20 protein-coding genes and 1 pseudogene are annotated in these 16,737 nt (G+C 71.2%); 13 read left to right on the top strand and 8 right to left on the bottom strand.

The window, feature by feature from the left end:
- The first annotated feature begins 173 nt into the window (after positions 1-173).
- Genes ABD844_RS07225 through ABD844_RS07195 form a run of 7 tightly spaced genes read left to right on the top strand, consistent with a single transcriptional unit; the run spans position 174 to position 7,157 of the window.
- On the top strand, positions 174-1,058 hold the full coding sequence (locus tag ABD844_RS07225) for a GNAT family N-acetyltransferase (protein WP_344874233.1): 885 nt from the start codon (positions 174-176) through the stop codon (positions 1,056-1,058).
- A complete protein-coding gene (locus tag ABD844_RS07220; protein ID WP_344874231.1) occupies positions 1,055-1,762 on the top strand; it encodes a PIG-L deacetylase family protein in 708 nt (235 codons plus the stop codon). The genes ABD844_RS07225 and ABD844_RS07220 overlap by 4 nt, the downstream gene beginning before the upstream one ends.
- Entirely contained in the window at positions 1,759-3,369 is a 1,611-nt protein-coding gene (locus ABD844_RS07215) for an ABC transporter substrate-binding protein (protein ID WP_344874229.1), read from the top strand. Before ABD844_RS07220 ends, ABD844_RS07215 begins: the two co-directional genes overlap by 4 nt.
- Positions 3,366-4,346 carry an ABC transporter permease gene (locus ABD844_RS07210; RefSeq protein ID WP_344874227.1) on the top strand — a complete coding sequence of 327 codons (981 nt, stop codon included), beginning with the start codon at positions 3,366-3,368 and terminating at the stop codon, positions 4,344-4,346. Before ABD844_RS07215 ends, ABD844_RS07210 begins: the two co-directional genes overlap by 4 nt.
- Positions 4,343-5,173 (top strand): ABC transporter permease, encoded by an 831-nt coding sequence (locus ABD844_RS07205; RefSeq protein ID WP_344874225.1) that lies wholly within the window; start codon positions 4,343-4,345, stop codon positions 5,171-5,173. The genes ABD844_RS07210 and ABD844_RS07205 overlap by 4 nt, the downstream gene beginning before the upstream one ends.
- Positions 5,170-6,153: an ABC transporter ATP-binding protein gene (locus tag ABD844_RS07200; protein ID WP_344874223.1), complete on the top strand. Its 984-nt coding sequence runs from the start codon at positions 5,170-5,172 to the stop codon at positions 6,151-6,153. Before ABD844_RS07205 ends, ABD844_RS07200 begins: the two co-directional genes overlap by 4 nt.
- A complete protein-coding gene (locus tag ABD844_RS07195) occupies positions 6,150-7,157 on the top strand; it encodes an ABC transporter ATP-binding protein (protein ID WP_344874221.1) in 1,008 nt (335 codons plus the stop codon). Before ABD844_RS07200 ends, ABD844_RS07195 begins: the two co-directional genes overlap by 4 nt.
- On the opposite strand, the gene ABD844_RS07190 is transcribed toward ABD844_RS07195, so the two are convergent.
- Complete coding sequence (locus ABD844_RS07190; RefSeq protein WP_344874219.1) at positions 7,142-8,119, bottom strand: helix-turn-helix transcriptional regulator; 978 nt, start codon at positions 8,117-8,119, stop codon at positions 7,142-7,144. The two genes, ABD844_RS07195 and ABD844_RS07190, sit on opposite strands and share 16 nt — an antisense overlap.
- Before the next feature lie 46 nt (positions 8,120-8,165).
- Here ABD844_RS07190 and ABD844_RS07185 point away from each other — a divergent pair, with 46 nt between their 5' ends.
- Entirely contained in the window at positions 8,166-8,618 is a 453-nt protein-coding gene (locus ABD844_RS07185; protein ID WP_344874217.1) for a hypothetical protein, read from the top strand.
- Here the strand turns inward: ABD844_RS07185 and ABD844_RS07180 are convergent.
- A complete protein-coding gene (locus tag ABD844_RS07180; RefSeq protein WP_344874215.1) occupies positions 8,605-8,934 on the bottom strand; it encodes a hypothetical protein in 330 nt (109 codons plus the stop codon). The genes ABD844_RS07185 and ABD844_RS07180 overlap by 14 nt on opposite strands.
- 78 nt (positions 8,935-9,012) lie before the next feature.
- Between ABD844_RS07180 and ABD844_RS07175 the strand changes: the two genes are divergently transcribed.
- Complete coding sequence (locus ABD844_RS07175) at positions 9,013-9,789, top strand: SDR family oxidoreductase (protein WP_344874213.1); 777 nt, start codon at positions 9,013-9,015, stop codon at positions 9,787-9,789.
- Here ABD844_RS07175 and ABD844_RS07170 read toward each other — a convergent pair.
- From ABD844_RS07170 to ABD844_RS07150, 5 genes and pseudogenes are all read right to left on the bottom strand, one after another.
- On the bottom strand, positions 9,780-10,253 hold the full coding sequence (locus ABD844_RS07170) for a chlorophyll a/b-binding protein (RefSeq protein WP_344874211.1): 474 nt from the start codon (positions 10,251-10,253) through the stop codon (positions 9,780-9,782). The two genes, ABD844_RS07175 and ABD844_RS07170, sit on opposite strands and share 10 nt — an antisense overlap.
- 41 nt (positions 10,254-10,294) lie before the next feature.
- Positions 10,295-10,744: a DsbA family protein gene (locus tag ABD844_RS07165; RefSeq protein WP_344874269.1), complete on the bottom strand. Its 450-nt coding sequence runs from the start codon at positions 10,742-10,744 to the stop codon at positions 10,295-10,297.
- Positions 10,745-10,933: 189 nt separating this feature from the next.
- A pseudogene (gene nhaA, locus ABD844_RS07160) lies at positions 10,934-12,090 on the bottom strand (Na+/H+ antiporter NhaA); the annotation flags it as partial.
- A gap of 75 nt (positions 12,091-12,165) precedes the next feature.
- A complete protein-coding gene (locus tag ABD844_RS07155; protein WP_344874209.1) occupies positions 12,166-12,846 on the bottom strand; it encodes a GAP family protein in 681 nt (226 codons plus the stop codon).
- 129 nt (positions 12,847-12,975) lie between these two features.
- Positions 12,976-14,346 (bottom strand): Dyp-type peroxidase, encoded by a 1,371-nt coding sequence (locus ABD844_RS07150; protein ID WP_344874207.1) that lies wholly within the window; start codon positions 14,344-14,346, stop codon positions 12,976-12,978.
- 248 nt (positions 14,347-14,594) lie between these two features.
- Between ABD844_RS07150 and ABD844_RS07145 the strand changes: the two genes are divergently transcribed.
- Positions 14,595-14,975, top strand: coding sequence for a hypothetical protein (locus tag ABD844_RS07145; protein ID WP_344874205.1), 381 nt, complete (start codon positions 14,595-14,597; stop codon positions 14,973-14,975).
- Here ABD844_RS07145 and ABD844_RS07140 read toward each other — a convergent pair.
- Positions 14,951-15,445 (bottom strand): 2-thiouracil desulfurase family protein, encoded by a 495-nt coding sequence (locus ABD844_RS07140; protein WP_344874203.1) that lies wholly within the window; start codon positions 15,443-15,445, stop codon positions 14,951-14,953. The genes ABD844_RS07145 and ABD844_RS07140 overlap by 25 nt on opposite strands.
- A 77-nt stretch (positions 15,446-15,522) precedes the next feature.
- Between ABD844_RS07140 and ABD844_RS07135 the strand changes: the two genes are divergently transcribed.
- From ABD844_RS07135 to ABD844_RS07125, 3 genes are read left to right on the top strand one after another with little or no spacing between them, the layout of a single operon-like run.
- Positions 15,523-15,885, top strand: a complete 363-nt coding sequence (locus ABD844_RS07135) for a hypothetical protein (RefSeq protein WP_344874202.1) — start codon at positions 15,523-15,525, stop codon at positions 15,883-15,885.
- Positions 15,882-16,259, top strand: coding sequence for a hypothetical protein (locus ABD844_RS07130; protein WP_344874201.1), 378 nt, complete (start codon positions 15,882-15,884; stop codon positions 16,257-16,259). Before ABD844_RS07135 ends, ABD844_RS07130 begins: the two co-directional genes overlap by 4 nt.
- Positions 16,260-16,290: 31 nt before the next feature.
- A complete protein-coding gene (locus ABD844_RS07125; protein ID WP_344874200.1) occupies positions 16,291-16,728 on the top strand; it encodes an SRPBCC family protein in 438 nt (145 codons plus the stop codon).
- Positions 16,729-16,737 lie beyond the last annotated feature (9 nt).

The raw sequence follows: 16,737 nt of genomic DNA, 5'->3' as shown, positions 1-16,737 counted from the left end.
CTAGATGTCCGACTAGAGAGAAAATTTCTTCCCAAATCTTCTTGACCTGGGCGGTTGGCAGTGGCGAAGCTGTGGCAGGAGTGCCGCAGGTGAAAGGACCACCCCTCATGGTCACCGTCCGCTCCTTCGCGTCAGGCGATGAGATCCCCCTAGTCGATGCCTGGAACCGCAGCATGCCGGCCGATCCAACGACGGCCGGCTGGTTCCGCGACTGCGTGCTGCTCGACCCGAACTTCGACCCCGAGGGCCTGCGCGTGGCCGTGGTCGACGGTCAGGTCGCGGGCTGCGCGTACGCCGTACGCAGGCTGACCCCCTTGGCCCCCGGGACCGACCTGGAGCCCGACACCGGCTGGATCCCGTTCTTCTTCGTCGTCCCCGAGCACCGCCGCGGCGGGCTCGGGCGGCGCCTGGTCGAGGAGGCGCTGGCCTTCCTCGAGGACAAGGGCCGCACCAAGGTGGACTTCTCCTCCTACACCCCCAACTACGTGCTGCCCGGCGCCGACGCCGAGCTGTACCCGGACGGCTACCGGCTGCTGGAGGGGCTCGGCTTCCTGACCCTCTACTCCCCGGTCGCCATGGACCGTACGCTCGTCGGCTACCGGACCCCGCCCGAGGTGCACGAGCTGCGCCGCGAGCGCGAGAGCGAGGGGTACGCCTTCCGCGCCCCCTCCGACGGCGAGCTGCCCGAGCTGATCCGCTTCGCGGCCGAGGGCTTCAACCCCGACTGGGGTGAGGCCATCCGGCAGCACCGCGATCCCGAACGCATCATCATCGCGAAACAAGGCCATGCGAACAGGGGCGAGATCGTGGGCTTCGCCCTGTACGCCGCCTACCGCGGCATCCCCGAGCGGTTCGGCCCCTTCGGCGTCGACCCCGGGCAACGCGGCACCGGCCTGGGCAAGATCCTCCTCCACCTCACCATGACGCGCATGCGGGCCGAAGGACTGCACTCGTCGTGGTTCCTCTGGACCGGCGAGAACAGCCCCGCCGGTCACCTCTACACCAAGGCGGGCTACGAGATCACCAGGCGGTTCCACGTGATGAGGCGAGCGGCATGACACACGTCCTGGCCATCGGGGCGCACGCGGGCGACCTCGACCTGACGGCGGGCGCCGTGCTCGCCCAGCACGTCCTGCGCGGCGACCGGGCCACGCTCCTGCACCTCACGCTCGGCGAGCGCGGCCACCCCCGCATGTCCGTCGCCGACTACGCGAAGCAGAAGCGCGAGGAGGCCGAGACGTTCGCGGACCGGATCGGGGCGGGCGTCAGGTTCCTCGACTACGAGGACGGCCTGCTGCCCGAGGACGACGAGGTCAAGATGCGGGTCGGCGACCTCATCAGGGAGCTGCGGCCGGACGTCCTCCTGACGCACTGGAGCGCCTCGATCCACAAGGACCACGCGCGTACGCACCGGATCGTCGAGGACGCCCGCTTCTTCGGCGGGCTGAAGACGCTGGAGCGCGAGCACCCGGCCTGCTGGGCGAGCGAACTGTACTACGCCGACAACTGGGAGGACGCCGAGGGTTTCGCCCCCGACGTGTTCGTGGAGATCGGCGAGGAGGCGTACGAGATCTGGTCGGAGGCGATCACCGGCTACGCCTACGCCAGAGGTGAGACCTACGGCTTCCCGTACGTGGACTACTACCGCGCGCTGACCGTCGTGCGCGGCGCACCGGCGGGTTTCGCCCGCGCCCAGGCGTTCGCCGCCCCGAAGGGCTCGCGTGACCTGCGTACCAAGTACTTCGGAAAGGCCCCCCGATGAAACGCATTCTGGCCGTACTCGCCGCACTGACCCTGGCCGGTTGTTCGAGCGGTGGCGGCGGCGCAGCCGCCACGGGCGGGACGAGCGCGCCGCCCCTGGTGATCCACGCCGTGGACGCGGGCACCTTCCAGGAGGACTTCAACCCCTACCACCTCGAAGGCGTGAACTTCGGCACCAGCGGGATGATCCACGAGACCCTGATGTACTTCAACCGGCTCAAGCCAGGCGAGACCACGCCCTGGCTGGCGCTGAAGCACGAATGGTCGAACGACGGCAAGTCGGTCACCTTCACGCTGCGGCAGGGCGTGAAGTGGTCGGACGGGCAGCCGTTCACCGCCGACGACGTGGCGTTCACGTTCCAGATGCTGAAGGACCACCCCCAGCTCAACAGGAACGCGCTGGAGATCGAGGGCGCCGAGGCGGAGGCGCCGGACAAGGTACGCGTCGACTTCAAGAACACCTCGTACGCCAAGCTGTTCAACATCGCCGGCAACTCGCCCATCGTGCCCAAGCATGTGTGGGAGAAGCAGCAGGACCCGGTCACCTTCACCAACCCCAAGCCGGTCGGCACCGGGCCCTACACGCTGTCGAAGTTCTCGGCGCAGCTCTACGAGCTGGCCAAGAACCCGTCCTACTGGCAGCCGGGCAAGCCGGAGGTGCCGCTGCTGCGGTTCCCGGCGTACACGGCCAACGCCCTGCAGACCGCGTTGCAGCAGGGTGAGGTGGACTGGGCGGGCGCGTTCGTGCCGGACATCCAGAAGATCTACGTGCAGGGCAAGCCCGAGCAGAACAAGTACTACTACCCGCCCGAGGGCATCGTGACGCTGCTGCCCAACCTGACGAACCCGGTGCTGGCCAAGCCCGAGGTACGCCAGGCCATCAGCCTCGCCATCGACCGCGACAAGATCGTACGGGTGGCCGAGCGCGGATACACCAAGGTCGCCCATCCGACCGGCGTGCCGATGCCGGGCGGGGAGGCGTACGTGGCGCCCGAGTACCGGGACGCGGCCTACCAGGTTGACATCGCGAAGGCCAAGGAGCTGCTCAAGGGCGTCGACCCGGCGCAGCTCACGTTCGAGCTGCTGGTGCCCTCGCCGTTCACGGACTGGGTGAACGCCGCCCAGCTCATCCGCGAAGACCTGGCCAAGGTCGGCATCACGGTCGAGACCAGGGGCGTGGCCTTCCAGGACTGGGTGTCCAAGGTCGGCAAGGGCAACTACGACCTGTCGATCAGGGCCACCCAGGCGGGCCCGACTCCCTACTTCCAGATGCGCTCGCTGCTGTTCGGCGGGCTGGCCGAGCCCGTGGGGGAGGCCGCCACCGGCAACTACCAGCGCTGGAAGGACGCCGAGACCGACCGGCTGATCGACGCGTACGCCGCCACCGAAGATGAGGCCGAGCACCAGCGGGCCACGCAGGGCCTGAGCAAGATCATGGTGGAGCAGGTGCCCGCGCTGCCGCTGTTCTACAGCCCCTCGTGGGCCCAGTACCGCACCGACAAGTACGTGGGCTGGCCCACTGAGCAGGACCCGTACGCGATGCCGTCGCCCTACACCTCGCCCGACGCGGCCGTCGTGCTGCTGCGACTGAAGCCGACACCCAGGTGAGGTTCCTCGCCCGGCGGCTCGGCTTCTACCTGCTCACGGCCTGGGCCGCCATCACGCTCAACTTCCTCGTCCCCCGGCTCATGCCGGGGGACCCGGTGGAGCTGCTGGTGGCCCGGATGAAGGGCAACGTCGACCCGGCCGCCATCGACGCGATGCGGCGGGCGTTCGGCATCAGCGACGCGAGCCTGTGGCAGCAGTACCTCGACTATCTGGGCAATCTGGCGCGCGGGGAGCTGGGCCGGTCGATCACGTTCTTCCCGACCGAGGTGTCCACGGTCATCGCCGACAGCCTGCCCTGGACGCTCGGGCTGGTCGGGGTCGCCACGCTGATCAGCTACCTGGTGGGCACCTCGCTCGGCGCGCTGCTGGCCTGGCGGCGCGGCACCTGGCTCGACGGGGTGCTGCCGGCGGCCACGTTCATGCACGCGGTGCCGTACTTCTGGGTGGCGCTGGCGCTGGTGTTCGTCTTCGGGGTGACGCTGCGCTGGTTCCCGGTCAGCCGGGCGTACGGGCTGGACGTGATGCCCGGCCTGACGCCCGAGTTCGCGGGCAGCGTGGCCTACCACGCGGCGCTGCCGGCGATCACCATCGTGGCGGCGTCGATGGCCGACCGGATCCTCGGCATGCGCAACGTCATGGTGACCACGCTCGGCGAGGACTACGTGGTGATGGCCGAGGCCAAGGGGCTGACCTCGCGGCGGGTCATGTGGGCGTACGCGGCCCGCAACGCGATCCTGCCGAACATCACCAGCTTCGCCCTCTCGCTCGGCTTCGTGGTGGGCGGCTCGGTGCTGACCGAGATCGTCTTCTCGTACCCGGGGATCGGGTCGATGCTCCTCAAGGGGGTGGAGAACGAGGACTTCCCGCTCATGCAGGGCATCTTCCTCGTCATCTCGCTGGCCGTGCTGGTCGCCAACTTCCTGGCGGACCTGGCGTACGTGGTGCTCGACCCCCGGACCAGGCAGGAGTCCGAATGAAGATCAAGATCGGGGCCGGGATCCTCGTCTTCTTCGCGCTGATGGCGCTGCTCGGGCCGCCGCTCATCGGCGCCGACCCCGCCGCCACCAGCGAAGCGGGCCTGCAGGGGCCCTCCGCCGAGCACTGGCTCGGCACCACGCAGACCGGCCAGGACATCCTCGTCCAGATCGTGTACGGCGCGCGCGTCTCGCTCGGCGTCGGCCTGCTGTCGGCCCTCATCGCCACCGTGCTCGCGGTCGTGGTCGGCCTGGTCGGCGGGTACGTCGGCGGCGCCGTGGACGAGGTGCTGTCCGTGCTCACCAACATCTTCCTGGTGCTGCCCGCCCTCCCGCTGATCATCGTGCTGGCCGGTTACCTGCCGCAGCGCGGCGTGGGCTCGGTCGCGGTGGTGATCGCGGTGACCGGCTGGGCCTGGGGCGCCCGGGTGCTGCGCGCCCAGACCCTGTCCGTACGGCGGCGCGACTTCATCCAGGCCGCGCGGGCGAGCGGCGAGGGGCCGCTGCGGATCGTGTTCTTCGAGATCCTGCCGGTGCTGCTGCCTGTCATCGCCACCAGCTTCCTGGCCACCGTGGTCGCGGCGATCCTGGCCGAGGCCGGGCTGTCGTTCCTCGGGCTGGCCGACCTGTCCACCGTGAGCTGGGGCAGCATGCTCTACTTCGCCCAGAACGGGCAGGCGCTGCTCATCGGGGCGTGGTGGTGGTTCATCCCGCCGGGGCTGTGCATCGCGCTCATCGGCACCGGGCTGGCGCTGGTGAACTTCGGCATCGACGAGATCGCCAACCCCAGGCTGCGTACGATCAAGGTCCCCCGGAAGGCGCGCGCATGAACGTCCTGGAGATCCGCGACCTGAGCGTGGACTACCTGTCCGGCTCCGGAACCGTGCACGCCGTCTCCGGCGTCTCGCTCGACCTGCGCAGGGGCGAGATCCTGGGCCTGGCGGGGGAGAGCGGCAGCGGCAAGTCCACGCTGGCGAACGCCGTCTCCCGGCTGCTGCGCCCGCCCGCCGCGATCACGTCGGGCTCGGTCGTCTACCACCGCCAGGACGGCACCGCCGTGGACGTGCTCGCCCTGGGCGGGAACGAGCTGCGCGCCTTCCGCTGGAAGGAGCTGGCCGTCGTCTTCCAGAGCGCCATGAACGCCCTCAACCCGGTCAGCGCCGTGGGCGCCCAGATCGACGACGTGCTGCGCGCGCACGCGCCCCGCATGTCGCGCGCCGAGCGGGCCGAACGGTCGGTGGAGCTGCTGCAGCGCGTCGGGATCAGCGCCGACCGGCGCCGCTCCTACCCGCACGAGCTGTCCGGCGGCATGCGGCAGCGGGCCGCGATCGCCATCGCGCTGGCGCTCAACCCCGAGATCATCATCATGGACGAGCCGACGACCGCCCTCGACGTGGTGGTGCAGCGCGACATCCTCGGCGAGATCAGGGCGCTGCGCGAGGAGTACGGCTTCGCGGTCGTCTTCATCACGCACGACCTGTCGCTGCTCATGGAGATCTCCGACAGGATCGCCATCATGTACGCGGGCCGGGTCGTGGAGAGCGGCACCGCCAAGGGGTTGCACCGGGCGCCGCGGCATCCGTACACGATGGGGCTGCTCCGCTCGTTCCCCCGACTGCGCGGGCCGCGCGAGGAACTGCTCGGCATCCCCGGCACCCCGCCCGACCTGCGCTCACCACCTCCGGGCTGTGCCTTCCACCCCCGGTGCGGGCTGGCGGTGGACGAGTGCGCCGTCTCCCTGCCCGTGCTCACCCCCGGGGGCGACGGCGAGGTCGCGTGCCTGCTGAACGACGGGACGGGAGTGTCATGATCATCCTGGAGGGCCGGAACCTCACCAAGCACTTCACCGCCGCGCGCGGGCCACGGGGCCGGTTCGGCCGCCGGCCGCCCGTACGGGCCGTGGAGGACGTGTCGATCGCACTGCGGGCCGGCACGGTGTCGGCGCTGGTGGGGGAGAGCGGCTGCGGCAAGAGCACGGTGGCGCGGCTGCTCGCCCAGGTGTATCCGGCCACGTCGGGTGAGGTGCTGCTGCGCGGCGAGCCCGTACGCGCCCACCGCGGCGGCGCGTTCCGCGACTACCGGCGGCAGGTCCAGCTCATCTTCCAGGACCCGTTCGCGTCCCTTAACCCCTTCCACCGCGTGCGCTACCACCTGGCCAGGCCCCTGCGCCTGCACGGCCACGCCCGCTCGGCCGAGCACGAACGCGAGCTGGTCGCCGAACTGCTCGAACGCGTCAGCCTCACCCCGGTCGAGCAGTTCATGGACAAGCTGCCGCACGAGCTGTCCGGCGGGCAGCGGCAGCGGGTGGCGATCGCGCGGGCGCTGGCGGTGCGGCCCGTGGCGCTGATCGCCGACGAGCCCGTGTCGATGCTGGACGTCTCGATCCGGCTCGGCGTGCTGCGCCTGCTGGAAGGGCTGGCCAGGGACAGCGGGCTGGCGCTGCTGTACATCACCCACGACATCGCGAGCGCTCGCTACTTCGCCGAGGACATCACGGTCATGTACGCCGGGCGGCTGATCGAGAGCGGGCCGAGCGAGGAGCTGACCCAGGCGGCGCGGCACCCGTACACGCGGCTGCTGCTGGAGTCGGCGCCCGATCCTGACCGGGTGACGCCGCCGGGGGCCGGGCGGCACGGTGAGCCGCCCAGCCTGATCCACCCGCCGGGCGGGTGCCGTTTCCATCCGCGCTGCCCGGTGGCGCTGCCGGTCTGCTCCGGCCAGGCGCCGGTGCGTACGGAGCTGGGCGGCGGCCACTGGACCCACTGCTGGGACGCCGACGCCACGGTCGCCAGGCCCGGTCAGGAGGCGCGGTAGCGTTCGGCCAGCGCGTACGTGGTCGCCGCCAGCCGCTCGCGCAGCTCGGCGGGGGCGAGCACCTCGGCGTCCGTACCCAGCCTGAGGAGCTCGCCTACCGCGTGCTCGATCGACTCGATCGGCACCGTGACGCGCGTCCAGCCCTCGTCGTCGGGCGGCTGCGCGCTCTCCCTGGCCGCCGCCACCACGCCGGGCGTCATGAGGTCGGCCAGGCGCTCGACGCCGCGCGGCGACAGGCGCACCTCCGCCTCGCCCCACCGCAACCGGGTCTCGAACTCGGCCAGGTAGTCGCGCCAGTAGGCGGCCAGGTCGAACCCCTCGGGACGGGTGAACCCCTCGGGCAGGACGTGCAGGTCGAGGATCTGCGAGACGCGGTAGGTGCGTACGTCCTCGCCCGTCCGCGCGACCAGGTACCACCGCCCCGCCTTGACCACCAGCCCGTACGGCTCCAACCGCCGCTCCACCTCCTGCGGCGCCTTCCACCGCCGGTAGCGGACCTGGACGCACCGCTCGTTCCAGACGGCGTCGGCCACGGCCGGCAGGTGGGTCACCGGCTCCTGGTCGCGGTACCACGTGGGCGCGTCGAGGTGGAACCGTTCCTGGATGCGGCCCGCGCGGTCGCGCAGCTCGATCGGGAGCGCGGCCATCAGCTTGAGCTGCGCGGCCGTCACCACCGCGCCCAGTCCCAGCTCGGCGGCCGGACCGGGCAGCCCCGCCAGGAACAGCGACTCGGCCTCGTCCGCGGTCAGCCCGGTGAGCCTGGTGCGGTAGCCGTCGAGGAGCTGGTATCCGCCTCTCGGGCCGGCGTCGCCGTAGAGGGGGATGCCGGCGGAGTGCAGGGACTCGACGTCGCGGTAGATCGTACGGACCGAGACCTCCAGCCGCTCGGCCAGCTCGTGGGCGGTCATCCGGCCGCGGGTCTGCAACAGCAGGAGGATCGTGACCAGGCGGGAAGCACGCATATTCACTGACACTACCTGTCAGTGACCAGGGCCTACCTTGCGGGGTATGAACGACTTCGACTTCCTCGCCGGCCACTGGAACGTCGCCAACCGCCGGCTCATCAAGCCCCTGTCCGGGAGCGCCGAATGGGAGGAGTTTCCCGGCTTCTCCGTCGCCACCAGGCATTTCGGCGGCGCGGCCAGTTTCGACGAGATCGAGTTCCCGACGAAGGGCTTCAACGGGCTGACCGTGCGCGTCTTCAACGAGGAGACCCGGCAGTGGTCCATCTACTGGGGCAGCAGCGCTACAGGGGCGCTCGACACCTCGCCCATGGTGGGCGCGTTCGACGGGAACCGGGGCGAGTTTCGCGGTGAGGAGGTCTGCGCGGGCAGGCGGGTGCCCTGCCGGTTCGTCTGGACGGTCATCGGCCCCGACAGCGCCCGCTGGGAGCAGGCGTTCTCCGACGACGGCGGGCGGACCTGGGAGACGAACTGGACGATGGACCTCACGCGAGCGTGACGGTCTCGGCCGTCGCGCTCTGCAGGGCCCGCGAGCCGGTGTCGGCGTTGTCGCGGGCCCAGAGGACGGCCGCCACGGCCCCGGCCGCGATGAGCAGCACGAGACCGCCCGCCAGGATCACCCACCACCAGCCCGACTTCGGCGGCTTGGCCTCGTAGACCGGCACGTCGGGCAGCATGTCGGGCGTGTATGGCAGCCGCCGCGTGAAGGGCGACTCCGGCGGGCCCTGCGGTGGCGGCTGGGCGGGGCGGGGGAACCGGTGCCTGATCGTCTGGTTGGGATCCGGCTCCTGGTGGCCGGGCTGCTCTCCGGTCATGACTCTCTCAGAACCGCTGCGGCGCGTTGCTGACGCCACCATTGTCACATTTCCGCAGGGTGAAGTCGTCCTGGTGGCATGACATCTGTGCTCGTGACGGGCGGTAGCGGGCGGCTGGGCCGGGCCGTGCTGGAGAGGCTGATCGAGGCGGGACACGACGTGCGCGCGGCCGGCCGTACGCCGCGGGCCGCGGCCGGAGGGGTGCGGTGGGTCGTGGCCGACCTGGCCACCGGGCAGGGCGTGGCGGCGGCCGTGTCCGGGGTGGAGGTGGTCGTGCACCTGGCCTCGGCGCCGTACCGGGGGCGCTACACGGTGCGGGTGGAGCTCGACGGCACGTCGGCGCTGCTCGCGGCGGCCGGGCACGCCGGGGTGCGGCATCTGGTCTACCTCTCGATCGTGGGCGCGGACCAGGTGCCGTGGGGATATTTCCGGACGAAGGTCAGGGCAGAGCACCTCGTCCGGGACGGCGGCGTGCCCTGGACGGTCCTGCGGGCCACGCAGTTCCACGAGTTCGTGGACCAGGCGCTGCGCGGGATGTCCCGGCTCGGCCTGCTGGTCGCCGACCCGGGCGTCCGCGCGCAGCCGGTGGACGTACGCGACGTCGCCGATCACCTGGTCACCCTGGTCGGAAGGGGACCGTCCGGGCGGATCGAGGACTACGGCGGGCCCGAGGCGCTGACCATGGACGAGGCCGCCCGCAGGTGGCTGCGGGCCCGCGGGCTGCGCCGTCCGGTGCTGCGGGTACGCCTGCCGGGCAGGCTGGGCCGCGCCTTCAGGGCCGGGCGCCTCACCACCGGGGCCAGGCCCGCGGGCGAGATCACATGGGACGACTATCTGACCGGCGCTCAGCCCTGACCCTCGCCGAACGGCGGCCGGGGCGGCGCCTGCCAACCGGGCTGCTGCTGGACCGGCTGCTGCTGGTAGGGCTGCTGCTGCCAGGGCTGCTGGCCCGGGTGTCCCGGGTGGCTCGGGTGTCCGGGCTGGACGGGCTGCGGCGGGTTCCTGCGGGCGATCACGGCGAAGATCAGCAACACCGTGCCGGCGATCTGGACGATCAGGCTGGCGAGGGTGTGGATCGCGAGAACGATCTCGATCTCGCTCGGACTCCACGAGTCGCCCAGCGCGGGGAGCAAGAAGACGATCAAGGCATTGAGCGCCACCCCCACGAGCAGCACGATGCAGCCCACCATGCCCAGCATGGCGCCCCGGCCGTGCTCCCGCCTGCGCGTCGCCATGAGGACGGCGCCGCCCAGCAGCATCACGGTCATCACGATCAGGGAGACGATACTGAGGATGGTGGACAGCGAAATGGAACTCAACGACATCTCATCTCCAGCCGGTAGGGGACGAACAGCGAACGCTACGTGGCCGCGCGGAGTTCTGCCACCGCGCGGGTGATCGAAGCCAGGTCGTGGCCGCCCTCGTACCGGTGGCCGTTCAGGAAGAGGGTGGGGGTGCCGCGTACCCCGCTGTCGCGGCCTGACTCCTCGTCCACCGCGATCCTGGCGACGTGGCGGGCCACGTCCGGCCAGGGGGCGATGCCCAGCTCGGCGGCATAGTGCTCCAGGTCCTCGTGGGTGAGGAACCGCTGGTTGTCGTAGAGGATGTCGTGCATCTCGCAGAACCGGCCGTGGTCGGCGGCGGCCTCCGACACGATCGCGGCCGAGGCGGCCCGCGGGTGCAGGGTACGCAGCGGGAAGTGCCGGAAGACCAGGCGCACGTCGGGGTTCGCGCGGCGGAGCTCCTCCAGGATCGGGTGCAGCCGGCCGCAGTACGGGCACTCGAAGTCGCCGTACTCGACGATCGTCACCCGTGCGTCGGCCGGGCCGCGTACGTGGTCGTCCGGCCCGACCGGCACGGCGAGGGTGGTGGGCAGCTCCTCGGCGGGCTCGGCCTCGGGCGGCGCGCACACCCCGCCCCGGTCCCAGGCCAGCCGGAAGATCACCCACCCCAGCACCGCCGCCACCAGCGAGCCCGCCAGGATGCCGATCTTCGCCTGGTCGTGCAGCGCCTGGTCGTGGAAGGCCAGGTCCACGATGAACAGCGCCACGGTGAACCCGAGGCCCGACACCGCCGCGCCGCCCAGCACCTGCCCCCACACCAGGTTGCCCGGCAGCACCCCCCACCCGAACCGCAGCGGCAGCCACGTGCCCAGCGCGATCCCGGCGAACTTGCCCACCACGAGCCCCAGCGCCACGCCGATGGCCACCGGGGAGGTGGCGGCGGCCCGCAGGGTTTCGCCGTCGAGCCGTACCCCGGCGTTGGCCAGGGCGAAGACGGGCACGATGACGTAGCTGCTCCACGGTTGCAGCCGCAGTTGCAGCCGTTCGTTGACCGAGACGGCCCGCTGCACGCGCCGCGCGGCTTCCCTGGCGGCCTGCGCGCTGGGCTCGCTGGTGAACTCCTGTACGGCCTCCCCGGCCAGGAGCAGCTTGTGGTCGGTGGGGGCGTACACGAAGACGAGGATGCCGAGTGCGATGCCGACCAGCGTGGGGTGGATGCCGCTCTCCAGCGTGGCCACCCAGAGCGCGAACCCCAGCACGATGTACGCCGGCGCCCGCCAGATCTTCAGCCACCGCAGCGTCACGATCGCCGCCAGCAGCACCGCCGCGGAGATGAGGGCGGGCACGGACAGCGCGGAGGTGTAGAAGAGCGCGATGATCATGATCGCGAGCACGTCGTCCACGATGGCCAGCGTCAGCAGGAACGCCCGCAGCGGATCGGGGCACCGGGCCCCCACCACGGCCAGCACGCCCAGCACGAAGGCGGTGTCGGTGGCGATCGGCACGCCCCACCCGGCGGCCCCGGCCCGCCGTGGTTGAGCAGCAGGTAGAGCCCGGCGGGCACCAGCATGCCGCCGAGGGCCGCCACGGCGGGCACGGCGATCAGCCGCCGGTCCCTGAGCTGCCCGAGCCGCACCTCGTAGGAGACCTCGAGCCCGATGAGGAAGAAGAAGACGGTCATGATGCCGTCGTTGACCCAGTGCCGCAGGTCGAGCGAGAAGTGGGCGTCGCCGAAGGAGATGCCCATCGTGGTGCGCCAGAACGTCTCGTAGGTGTCCGCCCACGGTGAGTTCGCCCACAGCAGGGCGAGCACAGTGGCACCGAGCAGCACGCTGGTGCTTCCGGCCTCGGTCCTCAGGAACGCCCGCAACATCACCGATCTCCCCCCGGAGACCCGATACTAGGCGTCACTCACCCGTGGGCCCGCCCGGAGCAGACCGTTGCGCCGCTACCAGAACAGATAGACGGCGGCGTCCCTGGCCAGCAGAAACCCGACGATGGCCAGCGTCCAGCTCACCATCGACGCCGAGTGCTTGGTCATCCAGGCCCGCAGCCGCTCCAGCTTCGGCTCCAGCCAGGCCCCGGCCACCCCGCGCAGCCCCATGAGCGCCAGCGGCGGCAGGATCATGATCAGTACGTACCCCGCCAGCACCGGCACCCACTGCGCCACCACCAGCCCTGAGCTGGTCATCATCCCGATCGCGGCCAGATACGGCACCATCGTGGCCACCTCCAGCACCCCGGCCGTCAGCCCCAGCAGCACCATGGCCCGGGGCCCGCCAACACGCGGCTTGAACGTCCGCTCCGGCTTGCCCCGCTTGGCCCGCCACTTCGGGTCGAACCGGTAGCTCAGCGCGAACAGCCCCACGCCGAGGGCGAGCTGCACCATGTACGCGGGCCGGCTGTTCAGCGCGTCGCCGAACGCGTCCATGGCCGCCGTCAGGCCCAGCATGAGGGCCACCCCGACCAGGAAGTAGAAGACGGCCACGGTGGCCAGGTAGATCAGCAGCCGTGACGCCCGCGACCGGCCGGAGGACAGCAGCAGGTAGACGGGGATGCCGAGGGTGCCGAAGCTGGTGCTGTCGACCACCGCGAGGGCCGCGAGGGTGAGCAGCAGTGCGATCGTCATGAGGAAATCATGCTGAACCGGGCCCGTGCCTGCCTCCTCCGGCGGGCTGAGCCGGGCGTACATCCTTCTGCTCACTCGCGGCTGGGCGATGAGGTGCCGCCGGGAGCCGGGCGGGGCTCCCGGCGGGTCTCACAGGTTGCGCAGGTAGGCCAGGGACGGCGCGAAGAAGTATTCGCCGCCCTTCATGGTGACGGTCTGAGCCACCTGGGTCTGCGGGACGGACTGCTCGGGCTCGCCCCACACCTTGGGGAAGGTCACCTTGACGTCGCGGTCACCCTGCCCGATGACCGGGTCGTGGCCGGTGGCCGGCACCTCGAAGTCGGGGTTGTCGGCCCAGGTCTGCTGGGTGAACTCGAACTGGTCGAGCAGGCTGCCGTTGAACGCCATGAACAGCAGCCCCACCTCGGCGCTCGGACGGTTCTCCGGCGGGGAGTCGTCCGACGGGTCGTCGGTGCGCTCGCCGTACGTCTGCCCGCGCCTGGCCATGAGCACCTCACGCCCGAACGAGCGCGGGTTGGTCTTCCTGACGTGCCCCGAGAACGGGCACCTGGAGCCGTCGTCGCCGTCGAAGGTGAAGTCGTTGCTCACCGGCCCGCCGCCCGCCTTGGGCTTGACGGTCAGCGGGGTGCCGTCCTTGAAGCGGCCGACGAGCATGGCGCCCGCGCGGGGACGGTCGGCCCCGGCCAGGCCCAGCGCGTCGGCCAGGTCGCGCTCGATCTCCTTGAACGCCCGCACGTTCTGCTCCAGCTTCCTGAACACCAGGTAGCTGCCGTGATGGCGGAGGGGGTTCGGCGCGAACGGGTCGGGCACCAGGACGCTCGCCAGCGGGAACGCCGGGTCCCAGTGCTTCTTCGGCTCCCTGTCCACCTCGTCCTTCAGGAACAGCGGCTGGCTGCGGCCGTCCACGTAGCCGAAGTGCTCGATGCCGTCGCCGGCCGGGTTGCGCATGCCCTGGCCGCGTTCCTCGCCGAGCAGCCTGGCGCTCTCGGGCAGGTCGCCGAGGATCTCCTCGCGCAGCCGCTCGACCGGCCCTGGGTCGGCGTCGCCGATCAGGATGACGGCGTGGATCTCCCGCTGGTAGGCGCGTTCCCACTGCTCCACCGGCGGGTCGGCGACCACCCCGACGCGCCGCTTCATGCCGTCGCGGAAGACCGGGTCGCCGAACTTGCGCACGTCCTCGACCGAGTGGCCGAGGTCGCGGTAGCCGGCCTTGCTGATGCCGATGCCCACGTAAGGTGTGCCGCGCCGGCGGCCGGTGGCGAAGTCGCGTACCTCCTCCAGGTGCCTGCGCGCTGACTTCATCTTCGTGGTGGCGATGCCGCGCAGGAACGCCCGCCCCTCGGCCACGTCGTTGAACCGGACGAACAGCACGGACAGGTGCTCGCGCACGTGGGCGCGCAGGATGTTCGGCTGCAGGTTGTCGAGCATCGCCTTCGTGTCGGCGTCGAGCGTGGCCGAGTCCCAGGCCAGAGGTCTTTCGTTGTGCAGGTCGACAGGCATCGCCGTGTCCCTTTCCCCGTTTTCCGATGAGAATCGGACCCCCTACGCGCCGCCGGGGGACTGTTTCCCCGCGAGTCCCCCGGCGTTCTGCGCGCCCCACCAGTACGACTCCCGAGGTGCCGGGAAAGTTTCCGGGAAAGCGGCAAGCCGGATTTCCCGAGCGAGCGGGCCGCCTACGACCGAAGGCGTACCGGCGCCGCCTCCCCGAGGGCGATTCCGTCGCCCGTACGGGATGGCAGCGTGGACGCATGAACGCACTCCGCGGAGCCCTGGGCGGCCTGTCGTTGCTGTACGCGCTGGTCTTCCTGACCTTCGGGCTGCTGCACGCCGGGATCGGGGTCGGCCCGCTGCGCGAGCCCGTGATCGTGCCGGCCGCCGTCGTCGAGACGTTGTGCGCCGGGGCGATGCTGGCCGGCGCGTACGGCGCGCTGTCCGGGAGGCGGTGGGCCTGGGACGGCCTGATCTACGCCCATGCGTGCGCGCTGGGCGGGGTGTTGCTGGGGATCCTGGCGCTGGCCTTCGGCCCGGTCGCCGGGACGGCGCTGCTCACCTGGTATCACAGCGCCATGGCGGTCGTGCTCACCGCCGGGCTGACGGGCGCGTTCTACGTCTCCAGGGTGCGCAGGTAGGCGGCGGCCTCGGCGAGGCGGCCCTCGTCGAACACCCGGATGCCGTTCAGCTCCAGCAGCGCCGTGGTGACGCCCTGCCCGGGGGTACGCCGCCCCTGGAAGCTGCCGTCGTAGATCGACAGCGCCCCGCACGAGGGGCTGCCCTCCTTGAGCACCGCCATCCGGATCCCCTCGGAACGCGCGGTCGCGAGCGCCGCCCGCGCACCCGCCAGGAACTCCGCCGTCACGTCGGACCCGTCGGACGCCACCACGCGGGCCGCGCCGGACAGGACGGCCGCGCCGCCCGCACCGCCCTCGATCTCGGCGGCGGGACGGGGGACGGGCAGGCCGCCCGCCACCTCCGGACAGAAGGGCACCAGCCGCCCCTCCTCGCGCCACTCGGCCAGCCGGGCGGCGTCGCTGGTCTTCGCCCGGCCGTCGTAGCGCACCTTGCGGCCCATCAGGCAGGCGCTGACGAGGATCCTCTCCACGCCTTCGATCCTATGAGCACCTCACGGGCGGCGGTCGCGGGAGGGGGCGGGGTGGCCGGGCGATAGCCTTACCCCCGATGAACACCGTCGTCTCCGCTGTCGTCATCGGCGGCGCGCTGCTGCTGATGCTGATGAGCCTGATCGTCGCGATCCGCAACCGGCCGATGGGCATGGTGCTGCTGGTCGGCTTCGCCCTGCTCGAGGTGGCCGTCCTGGTGCAGGCGGGTTTCGTGATCGCGGCGGTGGCGGGTGGCGAGGGGCCGGGCGACAAGGTCACGCTGTTCGGCTATGTCGGGGGTCAGGTGCTGATCCCGCCGGCCGGGGTGTTCCTGGCGCTGGCCGAGCGGAGCAGGTGGGGGTCGGCGATCCTGGTGGTGGCCGGGTTCGCGATCGCGGTGATGAACGGCCGGCTGCTGCAGATCTGGCAGGGCGTGGCGTGACCGCACCCATCGGCGCGGGGCCGGGTCGTGCGCTGATCGCCGTCTACGGGCTGTTCTCCCTGGCCGCGGGGGCGCGGGCGGGCGTGCAGATCGCGAGCAGGTTCGGCGAGGCGCCGCTGGCGTACTCGCTGTCGGCGTTCGCGGCGCTGGTCTACCTGCTGCTCACCGTCGCGCTGTGGCGCGGCGAGCGCCGTCTGGCGCTGGCGGCGCTCGGCATCGAGCTGGCCGGGGTGCTGGTCATCGGTACGCTCAGCCTGCTCGACGCGGCGGCCTTCCCCGACGAGACCGTGTGGTCCGCGTACGGCCGGGGCTACCTGTTCATCCCCCTCGTGCTGCCCCTCGTGGGCCTCTACTGGCTGCGGCGCAGGCGTTAACGCCCCAGACGCCGGGGCAGTGGCACACCCCATGAGCACGATCGAACACACGGAAGAGGTCAAGGTTCCCCTCCGGGTGGCCTACGACCAGTGGACGCGGTTCGAGAGCTTCCCCCGGTTCATGGAGGGCGTGGAGTCGGTCGAGCGGCTCGGCGGCACGCGTACGGCGTGGGTGGCGGAGATCGCGGGCGTCAGACGTGAGTTCGAGGCGGAGATCACCGAGCGGCGGCCCGACGAGTGCGTCGCCTGGCGCAGCGTCGGCGGCCCGCACCACGCGGGCACGGTGACCTTCCACCGGATCGACGACGACAGGACCAGGGTCACGCTCAGGATGGAGTACGACCCCGAGGGCTTCGTCGAGGCCGCCGCCGACTGGCTGCACCTCGTCCGCATGCGGGTCGTCGGTGACCTCAAGCGCTTCAAGACGTTCATCGAATCGTGCGGCAACAAGACCGGCAGCCAGGAATAAACGGATATT

Source organism: Nonomuraea antimicrobica, from assembly GCF_039536965.1.
In the GTDB taxonomy this organism is placed as follows: Bacteria; Actinomycetota; Actinomycetes; order Streptosporangiales; family Streptosporangiaceae; genus Nonomuraea; species Nonomuraea antimicrobica.
This window is presented reverse-complemented; position numbering and strand designations above follow the sequence as displayed.